14 protein-coding genes, 1 pseudogene and 1 riboswitch are annotated in these 14,553 nt (G+C 59.8%); of the genes and pseudogenes, 5 read left to right on the top strand and 10 right to left on the bottom strand.

Annotated features, from left to right (window positions below; genetic code table 11):
* From Q0288_RS07170 to Q0288_RS07140, 7 genes are all read right to left on the bottom strand, one after another.
* Window positions 1-1,020: alcohol dehydrogenase catalytic domain-containing protein (locus Q0288_RS07170; RefSeq protein ID WP_299429164.1), on the bottom strand; the 1,020-nt coding region annotated here is incomplete at its 3' end.
* A 203-nt stretch (window positions 1,021-1,223) separates the two neighbouring features.
* Window positions 1,224-1,730, bottom strand: coding sequence for a hypothetical protein (locus tag Q0288_RS07165; RefSeq protein ID WP_299429162.1), 507 nt, complete (start codon window positions 1,728-1,730; stop codon window positions 1,224-1,226).
* Between the two features lie 3 nt (window positions 1,731-1,733).
* Window positions 1,734-1,973 carry a zinc ribbon domain-containing protein gene (locus Q0288_RS07160; protein WP_299429160.1) on the bottom strand — a complete coding sequence of 80 codons (240 nt, stop codon included), beginning with the start codon at window positions 1,971-1,973 and terminating at the stop codon, window positions 1,734-1,736.
* Window positions 1,974-2,270: 297 nt separating this feature from the next.
* Window positions 2,271-3,767, bottom strand: a complete 1,497-nt coding sequence (locus Q0288_RS07155; protein WP_299429158.1) for a S8 family serine peptidase — start codon at window positions 3,765-3,767, stop codon at window positions 2,271-2,273.
* A 100-nt stretch (window positions 3,768-3,867) separates the two neighbouring features.
* Entirely contained in the window at window positions 3,868-4,185 is a 318-nt protein-coding gene (locus Q0288_RS07150; RefSeq protein WP_299429156.1) for a hypothetical protein, read from the bottom strand.
* A 323-nt stretch (window positions 4,186-4,508) separates the two neighbouring features.
* Window positions 4,509-5,381, bottom strand: coding sequence for a methylenetetrahydrofolate reductase [NAD(P)H] (gene metF, locus Q0288_RS07145; protein WP_299429154.1), 873 nt, complete (start codon window positions 5,379-5,381; stop codon window positions 4,509-4,511).
* The gene (locus Q0288_RS07140; RefSeq protein ID WP_299429152.1) at window positions 5,371-6,639 is read right to left on the bottom strand and encodes an aminotransferase class I/II-fold pyridoxal phosphate-dependent enzyme; all 1,269 of its coding nucleotides are present in this window, start codon (window positions 6,637-6,639) and stop codon (window positions 5,371-5,373) included. Before Q0288_RS07140 ends, metF begins: the two co-directional genes overlap by 11 nt.
* Window positions 6,640-6,691: 52 nt before the next feature.
* A riboswitch (SAM riboswitch) is annotated at window positions 6,692-6,840 on the bottom strand.
* Window positions 6,841-7,006: 166 nt separating this feature from the next.
* Here Q0288_RS07140 and Q0288_RS07135 point away from each other — a divergent pair.
* The 3 genes from Q0288_RS07135 to Q0288_RS07125 are packed head-to-tail and all read left to right on the top strand — an operon-like array spanning window position 7,007 to window position 8,128.
* The gene (locus Q0288_RS07135) at window positions 7,007-7,603 is read left to right on the top strand and encodes a hypothetical protein (RefSeq protein ID WP_299429150.1); all 597 of its coding nucleotides are present in this window, start codon (window positions 7,007-7,009) and stop codon (window positions 7,601-7,603) included.
* Window positions 7,600-7,848, top strand: coding sequence for a hypothetical protein (locus Q0288_RS07130; RefSeq protein ID WP_299429148.1), 249 nt, complete (start codon window positions 7,600-7,602; stop codon window positions 7,846-7,848). The genes Q0288_RS07135 and Q0288_RS07130 overlap by 4 nt, the downstream gene beginning before the upstream one ends.
* A 49-nt stretch (window positions 7,849-7,897) precedes the next feature.
* A complete protein-coding gene (locus tag Q0288_RS07125; protein WP_299429146.1) occupies window positions 7,898-8,128 on the top strand; it encodes a hypothetical protein in 231 nt (76 codons plus the stop codon).
* 222 nt (window positions 8,129-8,350) lie between these two features.
* Here the strand turns inward: Q0288_RS07125 and Q0288_RS07120 are convergent, their stop codons facing one another.
* On the bottom strand, window positions 8,351-9,331 hold the full coding sequence (locus Q0288_RS07120; protein ID WP_299429144.1) for a bifunctional oligoribonuclease/PAP phosphatase NrnA: 981 nt from the start codon (window positions 9,329-9,331) through the stop codon (window positions 8,351-8,353).
* Between the two features lie 177 nt (window positions 9,332-9,508).
* Between Q0288_RS07120 and aroA the strand changes: the two genes are divergently transcribed.
* Entirely contained in the window at window positions 9,509-10,789 is a 1,281-nt protein-coding gene (gene aroA, locus Q0288_RS07115) for a 3-phosphoshikimate 1-carboxyvinyltransferase (RefSeq protein ID WP_299429142.1), read from the top strand.
* Window positions 10,790-10,891: 102 nt separating this feature from the next.
* Entirely contained in the window at window positions 10,892-11,515 is a 624-nt protein-coding gene (gene cmk, locus Q0288_RS07110) for a (d)CMP kinase (protein WP_299429140.1), read from the top strand.
* Between the two features lie 336 nt (window positions 11,516-11,851).
* Here cmk and Q0288_RS07105 read toward each other — a convergent pair whose 3' ends face one another.
* Together Q0288_RS07105 and Q0288_RS07100 are read right to left on the bottom strand one after the other, a co-directional pair.
* Window positions 11,852-13,129, bottom strand: a complete 1,278-nt coding sequence (locus Q0288_RS07105) for a 2-oxo acid dehydrogenase subunit E2 (protein WP_299429138.1) — start codon at window positions 13,127-13,129, stop codon at window positions 11,852-11,854.
* Window positions 13,130-13,214: 85 nt separating this feature from the next.
* A pseudogene (locus Q0288_RS07100) lies at window positions 13,215-14,553 on the bottom strand (pyruvate dehydrogenase (acetyl-transferring), homodimeric type); the annotation flags it as partial.

Raw genomic sequence — 14,553 nt, 5'->3', positions numbered from 1 at the left:
CAGCAGCAGGATCCGTCCTCCTTCGCGCACCGCCCAACTGGCCTCTTGCAAGCCTCCTGGGGAACCGGAAGCCTCCACCACCCCCTCAAAACCGCCGCGCCAGGAGGTAGTCCCCAGGATGCCCCGATAACGTCTGGCCCCGGCAGCTTCCTGGGCAGCCTGGGTGTTGGGGAATATTTTGTTGGCGCCGAATAGCTTGGCGAGTTCGGCCTGGCGGTTGTGGCGGGCTACTGCGTACAATGATCGGTCGAAGCCCAGCACCCGCAGCACCTTGATGGCCAGCAGTCCAATGGTTCCAGCCCCGATTACCAGAATCTGCGCAGGCCAGTCCATGGTATCGGCAGGCAGCTCCAAACCCTCTGGGCTTTGTGCCCTGAGACCGGTCTGAACCTTTCCTTTACTCCAAACCTGCCGCAGCCCATGCAGTACCACTGCTGCGGGTTCCGTCAGCACTGCGCGTTCGTCGGGCACCGATTCGTCTATGGGAAAGATGCGTTCGCGGTGGGCCACCATGCGCTGGGCCCAACCACCCCCCAGGTCTTGGCAAAAACCCATCATGCCAGGAGCATAGTTGCCCTCGGCCACGTTGAAGCACAGATGATCGTCGCCCCTGGCACAAGCCGGGCAGTCCGACAGACCGCGCTCATGGCAGGCCAGTACCGGATTGACTGCCACCCGCACCCCCCCCAGTTCGGCCAAAATTTCGTGTCCCAGTACGGCTGGAAAGGAGAACATCCCCGAGAGAGTGGGGGCTTGTTTACCGTAGAGCAACGCCAGATCGCTCCCACAGATGCCCGAGAGCCGCACCTTGAGACGCTCGAAGCCCTGGGGGCGTTCGGGTTCAGATAGGGTTGCCAGTTGAAGGGAGAGCGCCCTGGGAGGGTATCGCTTACCCAACAGCCTGGCGGCTGCATAGCGCGGAATGGAGGGTGTAAAAAGCAGTCCACGCATCAACACCTGGGAACCGGGGCTCGAGTGGGTCAGGCTTTGGGTAGCTGGGGCCGTAACCGTGGTTTGCATTCCCCTCCATTTTGCCCCTAAATATAGCTCGAGAAAAGATCACTGGCTTTCACACTGCAAAAACCTATCCCCGGAGTTTATCGGGGGTTTCCCCGCGCCAGTTATACCCGTCGGCAAGCCAAAACCCTTGCCCTGGTGCTTACAACTGAAGCACACATCGCCCCATTGGGTTCGATTCTTCTGTCCAGAACCCTGTGGATAAGTCAGGGGACTCGCTGGGCCGTAAACTCTACCGGCAGATGCTCAGTGTAGCCACCGGTCGTCTGAAGTACGAAGCGAATCCGGTCGGGTGTGGCTATACCCCGGTACTGGTGCAGCACCGCTCTGGATGGGCTATCGCCCAGAACTTCCTGGGTTTTGAGGACAAACGTGAGCTTTTCTCCGGCCATCTTGCCCTCGAGGATGCCCCGCGCCCGGCCCAGGTAAGTAGCGGTTCCCCCCACCTCGCTACCCTCCACCCTGAAGTTGAACCGCTCGGTATGTTTGGCTCCCCAGTCATACCTCACCTCGGCCTGCCAGGCCCCGGCGATGGGTACACTGGGCAAGGTTGCTTCCCTGGTGTTTTCCTCTGGGCCAAAAAAGCGCTCGAACAGGTCAATGATTGAGCCCAGATTACCAGCCACACCCCCTACAGCCGCCACAACACCCACCGTGGCCAGACCATAACGCCGCAGGTTTCTCAAAGGTTTTTTGGGAGGTTTGGTAGCCATTTCCTACCCGCCAAACAATAAATCCATCACCGCACCCAGATCATCCTTGCCTTCCAGTACTTCAGGGTTGTACACCTCGGTATAGCCGCAATTCTCACACGAGGCGGCGATAAAAACGTTGTGCTCGATATCAAACATCCTCGAGAGCCCCGTTCCAGTTGCAGCAAACCGCTTGACCAGGGCTCCGCCAGACTGACATTTGCCACAAAGAAACCGCTTGGCTATCAGGTCATCCAGTTTCATAGGTTTGCATTCCTCTAAGCCGCACCCGGTTGAGGTTGTCAAATTTACCGGGCCTATCTGCTCCAGGTTCGATGAGCAGGATGCAGCGAGCATCCCCTGGAAGCACCCCACCGCACCTTTCACAAATATTCAAACCGTATCTGGAGGCTATATCGCGGTGCCCTCTATTTTTGCCACTGGTATCAGTGGCAAAAATAGAGTTCTGTACAGTTTTTTGGCTTTCGGGGAGTGCTGGATTCATTCCGGGAACCACTCTGGGTAGATTGCCTACGGCCCAATCCCACACCAACGGCCCCCCTAGCGGGGTGGCGGGATGGTCTGGAGGTCACGCACCACCACCGAACGGGCCAGCTTGTAAGCCTCATGGGCATCCACCAGCCCAGCCCCGGTAGCACCGTCGTGGCCCTCTCCGGCAGGCTGGCCCTGCTGGCTCTGTCCGGTTTTCACATCCCGCGCCGAGGCCCGCAAAATGGCCTTGACCAGGCTGGGCGACAAACCAGGCTGAACCTGTTTGAGCAAGGCGCACACCCCGGCAATCTGCGGCGAGGACGCACTCGTTCCGCTGATCACGGCCCAGGCATCGTTGGCTGCGGTCTCGTCTCCATTGGGGAAAGCCCCACCCGCCAGCCCGGTGTCAATCTGGCAGCCCGGCTCTACGGGCAACATGATGTAGATGCCTCTGGGCTGCATTCCCACCAGCCCACACACATCCGGCACATGCCGCCCCGGATAGATGGGGCTATCAAAGCTGCTGGCATAGTTGGAAGCATCCATGGCAAAATCGTTGCCTGCCAGGGTAGTCTTGGCATACACCCCGCCCACCGCAATCACTTCGGGCATCTGGGCCGGGAAGCCAAAGTGTCCGTTGCCCGCCGAAAAACACACCACGATGCCCCGGTCTCGTACGGCTTCGATTACGGCGGCCTCGAGGGGCTTCAGGAAATTGGGCAGCGGTGCGGTGCGAATGTCATAGCCCCAGCTGTTGGTCATTACCGCCGGAAAAAGATCGGAGGCGGTCTTAAAGGCCAGAGTGGCATTGGCGCCCATCTTGACGCCAATAAAGTCAATGTCCGGCGCATTGGCAAAAATGTTGGCAGCCTCGGCAGTGCCGTGCCCTACCTCATCACGCTCGACCCGAATCGCATCGGGAGACAGCGTGGCCTGGTAGTTGTAGCCGTGCCAGGCATAGAAGGGATGTTTGTAGAAGCCGGTATCGGGCATCGCCACCAGAACCCCTTTTCCGGTCACGTCGTGTTTGTGCACCAGGGGCGAGCGGCAGATCATCCCCACATCGCCCGGCACCTGCAGATGGTGGTATTTCACCCTGGGGGGTAGGGGCGACTGGAAGAAGGTCGGGGGCCACTGCGGGTAGGCCCGCTCGATCAGCGGAGCCATTTGCTCCGGAATGGTGAAAGGGGTTTCGGGTAAGTGTGACCAGTAGGTGATCTCACCAATCTCGGGGTGGGCCTCGCTCAACAACTGGGTACGTGTCCCCACCCTGGTCTTAAACACCTTTTCCCACAAACGTCGCGGGCCTTCTGCGCTAATCGAGAAGGTGCCCACGTGCCGCACCTTGAAGCCCAGTTCCTGCAACTGCATTGCCGCCATCTGGGCACTTCCCACCGGGGGACGATACGCATCCAGGGTCTCGGCACTCAACACCGCGTTGGGGGCAAAAAGCGAGCGTCCTTCTTCCTCGGGCCGCAGCACCGCCTCAAACACCACATTCTCCTGCTCGATACGCACCCGCTTTCTGCGGCTGGTACTTTTTGCTTTAACTCGGCTTCTAGCCATACCATCCCTCCTTTGAGAACTCTTAACTGGGGTCAGGCCAAACCAGCACGTAGCAGAAAGAGAGGTCGTTGCAGCCCAGGAAGTGCACCCACAATCAGCTTCAGGTAAACCACTCGGGCGGCACAATAAAGGCGATATCCGCAATCCAGTCCTCGAGCGCAGGGGGAATGTGCAGGGTTTCGAGGCGCGGAGCCGCGTAGGCTCGAGTGAGGCCGGTTTCTTTCAAGACTCCTTTTTTCTGCCGTATAAAGCGAACTCCAAAAGTCTCGCGCCAGAGCGTCTGGGGCGCCTGCACACTTAGGGTGGAGCCGGAGTGCAGTACCCGAAACCCCAACCCCTGCAAGGCCCTCGCAGCCTGCTGGGCCTGTCCAGGATGCGGTGTCACTTCCGCTGCAATCAGCACGCCAGACTTTGCCATAGTCGGCCCCTCCCTACCCTCAGGTCCTCTACCTGCACCCCTTTGCAGACACCCCTCTCAACCCCAACTTCAATGCAGGCCAACCCCGCTATGGTGCGGTGTGAAGCTCCACCCCTGGCCAGGACGGGTTACTTCACGGTTGAGAATAATGCAAGAGGCGTTACGGAGGCGTTACTGTCTTTGGTTCGCGAGTAGAGCACGCTTTCTCATGATTGAGTTTTTCGGCGGCTCTTTTTTTGCACCCCAGACCATACCCCTTGCTCCCGTTTGGGGCAGGTGTATCTAAAGCCTGCGATACCGGGGGTCTGTCACAGCCGTAGCAATTACCGCAGCACCGCTTGCAGATTTTGCATAACCCACCGGGTGGCCGGCGATTTGTTGAGGGTGTAGAGATGAATGCCCGGAACCCCGGCCTCCAGCAATTCCTGTACCTGGCGGGTGGTATGCTCAACCCCAATTTCCAGCACCTCCTGGGGGGTCTGGGCTTTCTCTAGTCTGGTGAGCAGCGGCCCGGGAATGCTGGCCCCGCACATATCCATAAAGCGGCGAATCTGGGCCAGATCGGTGATGGGCATCAGGCCCGGCACAATCGGCACCGCAATACCCATGCGGTAGGCGCGTTCAACAAAACCAAAGTACAGTGCATTGTTGAAAAAGAGCTGGGTTACAACGAAGTCCAGCCCACTGTCCACTTTTCTTTTAAGGTTTTGCAGATCGGCCTCGAGGCTAAGCGCCTCCGGGTGTCCTTCAGGATAACCCCCACCCGCTACCGCAAAGGTATGGTCGAACTCGGAGCGAATCAGGGCAACTAGCTCGGAAGCATAGCGGAACCCACCGGCCACTGGCTGGAATTCCCTCGAGCCTCTGGGCGGGTCGCCCCGCACGGCCATGATGTTGCGTACCCCAATTCGGGCATACTCGTGCAAAATGGCCTGCAATTCCTCCCGTGTACTGCCTGCACAGGTCAGGTGGGCCATGGCGGTCAGTCCCACCTCGTTCTGAATGCGGGCTGCCCAGTCGGTGGTTTTGCCCCGCTCACTCCCCCCGGCCCCATAGGTGATGGACACAAAGGCGGGTTTCAGGGGCTTTAACTCGTGCAGCGTACGAAACAGCGCTGCCTCGCCCTGGGGGGTTCTGGGTGGGAAAAACTCGAACGAGATGGCCGGCCTGGCGCTTTGCAGGGGACTAATCTTCATACCCCACCATCTCCACTGCGGCCAGGCCCTCCGCCAGCAGTTTCTGGATATCGCCTGGACTCTCCAGCCCCACCGAGAAGCGAATCATCTCGGGTTTGACCCCCGCTGCCAGGCGGGCTTCCTCGGCGATTCGGGCGTGGGTGGTGGTCCAGGGGTGCACGACCAGGGAGCGGACATCGCCCACGTTGGGCGCCTGGAGTATTTTCAGACTGGCCAGAAAGCGGCTGGCTCCCTCCATCCCACCCCGAATTCCAAAGGTCAGGATGCTGCCAGACCCACCGCGCAGATACTGGGTGGCCCTGGGGTGGGCCGGGTCGGAGGAGAGGCCCGGATAGCGTACCCAGGCCACCTGTGGCTGCGCCAGGAGCCACTGGGCCACGGCCAGCGAATTTTTACACGCCCGCTCTATACGCAGCTCGAGGGTCTCGAGGCCCTGAAACAGCAAATATGCGTTGAACGGCGAGAGCACCATCCCGCCCAATGACAGACCCAACTGGCGCACCCGCTCCAAGAAACATCGTGTCCCAAAGTGTTCCCAGGGTATTCGACCCTGGGCATCCGGGCGGGTGAACTGCGGGTAGTTCTGCCAGACCTGGGTTTCCCGCGACAGTACCGCCCCGCCCAGGATCGAGCCGTGTCCACTGGCCCACTTGGTCAGGCTGTGAACGACCACATGCGCTCCGTGTTCTAAGGGCCGGGCCAGCGCCCCTACTGCCCCAAAGGTATTGTCCACCACCAGCGCAATTTGGTGTTCCTCGCAAAGGCTGGCTAGACCTTGCAGGTCGGGAAGCTCGAGGGAGGGGTTCCCCAGCACTTCCACAAAAACAGCCCTGGTTTTTTCATTCAAAACCGCCCGTACCGTCTCTACCTCAGGCTCCACAAAATGCACCTGGACGCCCATCAGCCCAAATACCTGGTTCAGGAGTCCCACCGTTCCACCAAACAAACCGGAACTGGCCACAATTTCATCGCCCGCATGCACCAGAGCCAGCAGGGTGGCAAAACTGGCCGCCTGTCCCGAGGCCAGGCAGACCGCTCCAACTGCGCTTTCCAGGGCAGTCAGGCGAACCTCGAGGGCTGCGACCGTGGGGTTCTGGAGGCGGGTGTAGGTATAGCCCTGATGGGTCGAAAACTTGTGGGCTCCGTCTTCCAAGTCCTCAAACCCATACGCAGCCGTCGCGTAAATCGGTACTCCCACCGCGTTATGGGGGTCGTGGTCGGAAAGCCCACTCAAAACAGCTAAACTGGCAAAGTCCATACAAAAACCCTCCTTCGGCTCTGCATGAAGAAGGGCTGCATGGGACTCCCTTCTTCCATCTTTCCCCTGGGTCTTTGCTGTGCCTAGCGACCGCCGGGGCGGATTTGGCACCAAGCGCAGGAACGCATCGGTAATGGGCGATGGTTCCCGCAGGTTGCCGCAGTTTCGTCGGGCCGTTCCCTCCACTGCTCTGGATAGAAGAACAACTTGCTAAAAGCAAGGTTCCTTGAAATGGTAGATGCCCGCTGTGCAGGTGTCAAGCACAGTCGCAAACCTCTTGAAGTGGAAGCGGATCGCTGAGACAGGCAAGACAGCTCCTGGGGCTCCAGCGGGGAAGGTAGTGAATTGTGGATATAAGGTGGTGGGGGTGGCTTCCTCTAATAGCATAGAGACCGTGCAACAAGAAAACGTTCAGCTTGGCGTCCATATTCTTGCTTCTAGCAGCGTACTGTCACGCAACAAGACCAGACAGGTGTTTCGAGCCATCAACACTGCAGGGCTGGAAGGGTTTTTGCGACGGCATCCTCTAAGCCGCCTGGACGTGGTAAGGGCAAAAACAGTGGGAAACCGTCAGATCAATGGCGAGTACGACGAAGATACCCAGGAGTTATGGGTCAATGCACGCCGGGCCGATCATACTTATGCGCAAGAATTTAGCTTGGGGAAGACCCGTACCGTATCCGCTCTGGCCCCCACTATCCTGGAAGCGATACGGCGCAGCCTGATTCACGAACTGGCTCACCACGTTTATAAGCAAAGGATATTTGGTACTGCCCTCGAGGGGGCGATCGTGCAGGCTGCCAGATCCGGAACGCCGCTTACCTTTCGTGCTTCAGCAGGGGTCAAAGAGTACTTTGCTGAATGCTTCACGGCGTATACCTACGAACCTGATCTGCTCAAAAAACATGATCCCGTCGGCTATGCTATGATTGAAAGGGTACGAGGGGAGTTGAGTTTGCCATGACCGGTGTTCGCGAGCGTTTTCAGGAAGCCAACCTTGAACGTCTCAAAAACCTATACGCTGAGGTTGAAGAGCTTCGCGCCACGGGTACATGGGATCGCGCTGCGTTCGATCGGTTGTGGCCTCAGTTTCTCGAAGCGGTGGGGGATGAGGGCGATGAGCTTGAGCCTCTGCTAGCCAATTCACCCCGTGAATGGTATCGCCAGCATATCTACCTGGAACGAGGTGAGGAACTTTTTGATACATGAGGGCTTTGCCCTGGCCGTGCCCCCGCCTACTCGTGTCTGGGAGTTCGGCGTGAAACGCTCGTTTGAACAGGTTCGCTCTTTTCTTACCCGGGCTGCCATGACGGAAAGCCTCGAGGAGCGTGAGGCTGTGATCGCCGAGGTGCGCCGCGACACGGACTTTTTCGAGGGCTATTCACCCGAAGAAACGGCCCTTTTGCAGGACATCTGGTCAGATGTGGTCAACGGGGCGCGGGAGACTGCCGTTGCACGTAGCGTGGTAAGGCAGCAGGCTAGGCTGTAATCCAGGTCAGACACCCCCTTCGGGAAAGGCTCGCAAGGGTATCCTGAGGGGGATTTTTCTTTGCGCTATCGCCGCAGGCTGGTGGACGAGGGCCGAATCACCGGGGCCAGCCTGGAGTTTGTGCCGCTCGAGGTTCGCTACCAGGAGATGGCTCGCAGAGCGCAGGAGCATCTATGTCGGCATATAAGCGTTCGTTGGTCGAAATTCAACGTGCCGAACCACTTAGATATATCCCACCCGCTTGAGCTCTTCCTCAACCGTGGAGAGCACTTTCTGGTACGCCTCCTCCAAGGTCACGCCACGCAAGGTGGCCCCCGCAGCGGGCACATGACCTCCTCCACCTAGTTTTACTGCGACCGCTTGGGCCGAGACTCCGCCCCTGCTGCGGATGTTGAGCTTGACCACCCCCTCCTCACGCTCGCGTAAAAAAACCGCAATCTGGCATCCTTCGGCATAGCGAATCATGCCCACAAAGTCGTCGGAGTCTTCTACGGTGACCTCGGAGGGCATGTGGGCCGTCACCAGCAGTCCGCCAAAGTGAAACCCCACCGTGGAAAGCACCGCTCCCATGGCCTTGAAGTAACTGGTGGGACGCCATTGCAGGCGGTCGGTGAGTTCGGCCAGCTTAACGCCGTGCCCCACCAGCTCCGCCGCCGTATGCAGTACCTCGGGGGTGGTGTTGGCAAAGCGGAAGTTGCCGGTGTCGGTAATCAGACCGGTCAATACCGGAGTGGCGATCTCGGTGTTCCAGGTGACCCCCAGCGCATCAATCAAATCCTTGACCATCTGTGCGGTAGCGGCCTTGGAGGGGTCTACCACCGAAAGATAGCCAAAACGGGGATTGGTGCCGTGGTGGTCAATGTTGATGACAAACCCCTCGACCGGCGCACCGGCCACACGGTTTGCTTCGGCTGAGTCCAGCACCACCAGGGTGGCCCCCACCGGCACGTGGTTAATGGGATCGCTGTATTCGTCTTCCTTGACCAGAAAGCGCAGGTAGCGCGGCGGGTCGGCGATCCAGGTCACTTTTTTATCTAACGTCTTGAGGGCCCTGGCCAACCCCAGCGAGGAACCGATGGCATCGCCATCGGGGTCTACATGCGAAACGATGATGATCAGCCCCTCGAGTTCACGCAGCGTGTCTGCGACGGTGCGAATCTTCTCCCAATAGCGCGGCTCAGGGCCGTTGAGTGCAGCATCCATAGGTAGACACTATAAACCCGGTTTGATAAGAACTGCTTTAGAGTATCGGCATTTTGGGGTGCGGATGCTGTTTGCGACAAAAATTCTTGCAGCGCAGCGCCCACCCTGATCGGCGGTCTTGACCCTCGCCCCAACACCGTTCTCGGGTAAGAAGCGGCTATAATCCCGTTTGGACATATGGATCGGTTGATTATCCCCACCAAATCTCTTCGCGGCAGCCTGCGCGTTCCAGGCGATAAGTCGGTCACCCACCGGGGTCTGATGCTGGGTACGCTGGCCCAAGGCGAGAGCACCCTCTCCTACCCGCTCAAGGCCGGCGACACCCTGTCAACGGCTCAGGTGATGCGTCAGTTGGGGGCCGAAATCACCGAGCGGGGGGAGCACTTTCACATCAAGGGAGCGGGCCTCAGACTCAAGGAACCCGGCAACCTTCTGGACTGCGGCAATGCCGGAACCCTGATTCGGCTGGTGGCGGGTCTGCTCTCGGGGCAAGACATGTTCACCGTGCTGACCGGCGATGCCTCGCTCCGGGGGCGCCCGATGGCTCGAGTGACCACCCCCCTCCGCCAGATGGGCGCACGCATCGAAGGGCGCGAAAACGGCAGGCTGGCCCCTCTGGCCATACGGGGAGGTGGCCTGACCGGCATCCACTACGAGTTGCCCGTAGCCAGTGCCCAGGTCAAAAGCGCGGTCTTGCTGGCAGGCCTGTTTGCCGAAGAAGACACCGAGGTGGTGGAGCCTGCCCCAACCCGTGACCACACCGAGCGGATCTTTCGGCACTATGGCCTTCCAATCGAAGTCGAGGGCCACCTGATCCGCACCCGCCGCACGGGGCCCTTCACCGCCCAGAACCTGACCGTTCCGGGCGATATTAGCAGTGCAGCCTTTTTCATCGTAGCAGCGCTGATTACCCGCGATTCGGACGTGACCCTCGAGGGCGTGGGCCTCAACCCCACCCGCACCGGACTGCTCACCGTGCTGAAGCAGATGGGGGCCGATCTCAACTGGGAAGTCACCGAGGGGCAGGACGGTGAACCGGTAGGCTGGATTCGGGCCCGTTCTTCGCAGCTCAAGGGCGTATCGGTAGACCCCAGGCTGATCCCGCTAATGGTGGACGAGGTTCCGGTGCTGGCCGCCGCCGCCGCCTGGGCCGAGGGCGAGACCTATATTCCCAGTCTGGAGGAGCTCCGCGTCAAGGAGTCCGACCGCCTGAGCGCCGTTGCCCAAAACCTGCAAAACCTTGGGGTTACCGTGGAGATGGGTCACGACTGGCTCAGGATTCGAGGCGGTGGCGTGCAAAGCGGCGCGGTGATCGAGCCCTTCCACGACCACCGCATAGCCATGGCCTTTGCGGTTTGTGGTTTGCCACGAGGGGTGCTGGTACGCGATGCCGAATGGGCCAGCATCTCTTTTCCTGGCTTCTGGGAAGATCTGGAAAAACTGATGGGGAAAGATTAGACGGACCAGGCAAAAAGTAAAGTAGCGGACTGAACTTTAGGCCCTGTTCCCTTTGATCCTTTTGACCTTGACCCCGACTCTAACTCGAGACCCCGAAACTTCATGACTGAGATCATCACCATTGATGGCCCCTCCGCCTCTGGCAAGACCAGCGTCGCCAAGCTGGTGGCCCAGCGCCTGGGGGTACCCTACATCTCCAGCGGCCTCCTGTACCGGGCTGTCGCCTTGATGTGCCTGCTCGAGAACGTCCCTGCCGAGGAAATTGAGGGACGGTTGGGGAAGTACCACCTCGAGCTAAAGCCCGCCCCCACGCAGAACCTGGTTTTTCTAGATGGTCACGAGGTGAGTGAGGCCTTGCATAACCTCGAGGTAGACCAGACGGTCTCTGCCGTAGCGGTGCGCCCTGCCATCCGCGACTACATCAATGAAGTGCTGCGCAAAATTGCTCCTCCCTTCGTGATAGACGGCCGCGATATGGGCAGCACGGTGTTTCCACAAGCCCGCCACAAGTTCTACCTCACGGCCAGCCCCGAAGTGCGGGCCAGGCGCCGCGTACCCGAGCGAGACGCCGTCTTCGATACGGTTCTGGTAGAAATTACCCGGCGCGACGAAGCCGACAAGAAACAAAGCGCCCCGGCCAAAGATGCCATCGTGCTGGATACCAGCCATCACGATCTGGATGGGGTGGTACAGGTTGTACTCGAGCACATCGAGGCATCGAGCTAAGAAGAGCTACCTCGGTTAATCCTGACCCGTATACAGGGTCAGGGCGGTTCTCAACTGGACTGCATCGCCGCATACTTTGAAAACCTCCTCCCTGGCCGCCTCTGGGTTCCGGGGGTGCTACCCGATTCGGAACCCGACCGAAGGGAGACGCTTTTTTCGCCGACCGTCCGGGCGGGGGTGCTCCCGGATTCAAAAAGATCGCCTCGGGGTCTCCGGGTTGGAGGATCATCTTTTTGAATCCGGTATGACTTCTACGGCAGTGGCCCCAGATCTATGACAAAAACCTTCCCCGCTGTCGCTTTTGTCTCGAGAAAAGCGTTCCAGGTAAACGATTGGTTAGCCCTCAAACCCTAGCAAGACTGGTTCTTCCAGCATCTCGGCCACAAAGCGGCAGAACCGCGCAGCGTCAGCACCGTCAATCAGGCGGTGGTCGTAGGAGAGTGAGAAGGGCATGATGTTTCTGGGCTCGAATACGCCTTTCTCAGCATTCCAAACAGGTTCCATGCTGCTGCGCGAGACACCCATGATGGCGACCTCGGGCCAGTTGACGATGGGGGTAAAGCCGGTGCCACCGATGCCGCCCAGGTTTGAGATGGTGAACGATGCACCCTGCATCTCTTCGGGGGTGAGCTTACGATCCCGGGCTTTGGCAGCAGTCTCGCCTAGCTCGGCGGACAGGGCAATCACACCCTTCTTGTCTACATCCCGAATCACCGGCACCAGCAGGCCCGTAGGGGTGTCTACGGCCACGCCGATATTGATGTACTCTTTGAAAATTACCTCACTGGTAGCGGTGTCTATCGAGGCATTGAACCTGGGGAACTGCTTGAGGGCTGCCGCGGCAATCTTGAGCAGGACTGCGGTCATGGTGAGTTTTGCGCCCCGCTTCTCGGCCCTGGGATTAATCCTTTTGCGTTGAGCCTCGATCTCGGTGATATCGGCCCGGTCAAACTGCGTAACCATCGGGATGGTGCTCCAGGCCTGGGTCATGGCGCGCACCGTGGCCCGGCGAATGCCCGACATGGCCTCGCGGCGTACCGGGCCAAACTTGGCGAAGTCGGGCAGGGTAGCGGCCAGGCTGCTGGGGGGCTGGGGTGCGGCGGAGACCGGGACGGGGGCTTCGCTCGAGGCGTACCGTTTCAAGTCGCTTTCGGAGATGCGGTGGGCGGGGCCGCTGCCCATCACCTCCATCAGATTGATGCCCATCTCCCGGGCCAGCCGCCGAACGCTGGGTGCAGCCGGGATCAGCCTGCGCTGCCCAGCGGGTGCCGCAACCAGAACTGGCTTTGCAGGAGCAGCCGGTACGGGGACTGGAGCCGGTGCAACCGGCGCAGGAGGTGGTGGCCCCTTGCTCCCCTGCTCCGCTGCTCCGCTCACAACCGCCCCACCCAGCAGCGCAATTACCTGCCCACTTTTAACCTCGTCGCCTGCCTTGACCATCACTTTGGAGACCGTTCCACCTTCGGATGCTGGGGCCTCCATTACGGCTTTGTCGGTTTCCAATTCCAGCACTGGCTGCCCCGCCGCCACGGTATCGCCCTCTTTGATCAACACCCCCACCACCACTGCAGAGGCCACGTTATCGCCCAGGTCGGGAAGTTTTAGTTCTGCCATAATGCTCCCTTCGGTCGCGTCGATAGCCGATTGCTGATAGCAAACACTTTTTGGCTAAGGGCTATGGACTATCGGCTATTAGCTATCAGCTCTTGTGCGGATGCTCCCGCCTGGGGTCAATGCCCAGTTTCTTGATGGCTTCGGTGAGGGTGTTGATATTAACTTTGCCTTCACCACGCAGTGCCGAGAGGGCAGTCACCACCACGCTTTTGGCGTCCACCTCGAAGAAGTCGCGCAGGGCCTCGCGGGTCTCGGAGCGGCCAAAGCCGTCAGTGCCCAGGCTATGGATGGGGCGGCCCAGGTAACCCGACACCAGATCGGGGAGTGCCTTCATATAATCCGAAGCCGCCACGATGGGGCCTTCGGTGGGGTTGAGGCAGTGCGCCACATAGGGCAGCCTGGCCTTGCTGCCGGGGTTCAGGCGGTTGAGGCGGGCGGTCTCGAGGGCCTCGTAGTAAAGCGCTTTGTAGCTGGTCACGCTCCAGATATCGGCAGCGATCCCGTAGTCGTTCTCCAGCATCTCCCCTGCTTTGATGACCTCATTCAGAATCGTGCCACTGCCCAGCAGTTGCACCCGGGCCTTGGGTTTCTTCAGCCCACTCTTTTTGAACAGGTACATTCCCCCCAGAATGCCCTGGCGGGTCTGTTCTTGTGGCTCGGGCATGGCAGGCTGGACGTAGTTCTCGTTCATCAGGGTGATGTAGTAGAAGAGGTCTTCACCGTTCTGGTACATGCGCTTCAGACCATCCTGCAGGATCACCGCCAGCTCGTAGGCAAAGGCAGGGTCGTAGGCAGGCATGTTGGGAACCGGCAGAGCCTGCACGTGGGAGTGGCCGTCTTCGTGCTGCAGGCCTTCTCCGTTCAGGGTGGTGCGGCCCGCGGTGGCCCCCAGCAAGAAGCCCTTGGTGCGCTGGTCGCCTGCGGCCCACACCAGGTCGCCTACCCGCTGTAGGCCAAACATCGAGTAGTAGATGTAGAACGGGATGGTGGGCACCCCATAGTTGGCATAGGCCGTTCCGGCAGCGATAAAGCTGCACATGGCCCCGGCTTCGTTGATCCCTTCTTGCAGCAGTTGTCCGGTCTCGGACTCACGGTAGACGGTCACGGTTCCGGCATCCACGGGCGTGTAGAGCTGGCCTTTGGGCGAGTAGATACCCACCGAGGAGATCACGCCCTCCATGCCAAAGGTGCGGGCCTCGTCGGGAACAATGGGGACGATGAGTCTGCCCACCTCGGGATGACGCACCAGCTTGGTCAGCATCCGCACAAAGGCCATGGTGGTGGAGATTTCGCGTCCATTTGAACCCGCCAGGAACTCGTCGAAAAAGGCCAGGTCGGGGGTGTTTAGCCTGTACTCGCGCACCCGGCGCTCGGGGATCAGGCCGCCCAGGGCCTTGCGGCGCTCGAGCATATACCTGACCTCT

Origin of the sequence: uncultured Meiothermus sp. (assembly GCF_937863175.1) — a bacterium.
Classification (GTDB): domain Bacteria; phylum Deinococcota; class Deinococci; order Deinococcales; family Thermaceae; genus Meiothermus.
The sequence above is the reverse complement of the archived record's forward strand: the minus strand, read 5'-3'. Positions and strand labels throughout refer to the sequence as shown.

Coding starts and splice junctions, on each gene's coding strand:
- Q0288_RS07165 (WP_299429162.1), bottom strand. CDS start 1,730: ATGGCTACCAAACCTCCCAAAAAACCTTTGAGAAACCTGCGGCGTTAT.
- Q0288_RS07160 (WP_299429160.1), bottom strand. CDS start 1,973: ATGAAACTGGATGACCTGATAGCCAAGCGGTTTCTTTGTGGCAAATGT.
- Q0288_RS07155 (WP_299429158.1), bottom strand. CDS start 3,767: ATGGCTAGAAGCCGAGTTAAAGCAAAAAGTACCAGCCGCAGAAAGCGG.
- Q0288_RS07150 (WP_299429156.1), bottom strand. CDS start 4,185: ATGGCAAAGTCTGGCGTGCTGATTGCAGCGGAAGTGACACCGCATCCT.
- metF (WP_299429154.1), bottom strand. CDS start 5,381: ATGAAGATTAGTCCCCTGCAAAGCGCCAGGCCGGCCATCTCGTTCGAG.
- Q0288_RS07140 (WP_299429152.1), bottom strand. CDS start 6,639: ATGGACTTTGCCAGTTTAGCTGTTTTGAGTGGGCTTTCCGACCACGAC.
- Q0288_RS07130 (WP_299429148.1), top strand. CDS start 7,600: ATGACCGGTGTTCGCGAGCGTTTTCAGGAAGCCAACCTTGAACGTCTC.
- Q0288_RS07120 (WP_299429144.1), bottom strand. CDS start 9,331: ATGGATGCTGCACTCAACGGCCCTGAGCCGCGCTATTGGGAGAAGATT.
- aroA (WP_299429142.1), top strand. CDS start 9,509: ATGGATCGGTTGATTATCCCCACCAAATCTCTTCGCGGCAGCCTGCGC.
- cmk (WP_299429140.1), top strand. CDS start 10,892: ATGACTGAGATCATCACCATTGATGGCCCCTCCGCCTCTGGCAAGACC.
- Q0288_RS07105 (WP_299429138.1), bottom strand. CDS start 13,129: ATGGCAGAACTAAAACTTCCCGACCTGGGCGATAACGTGGCCTCTGCA.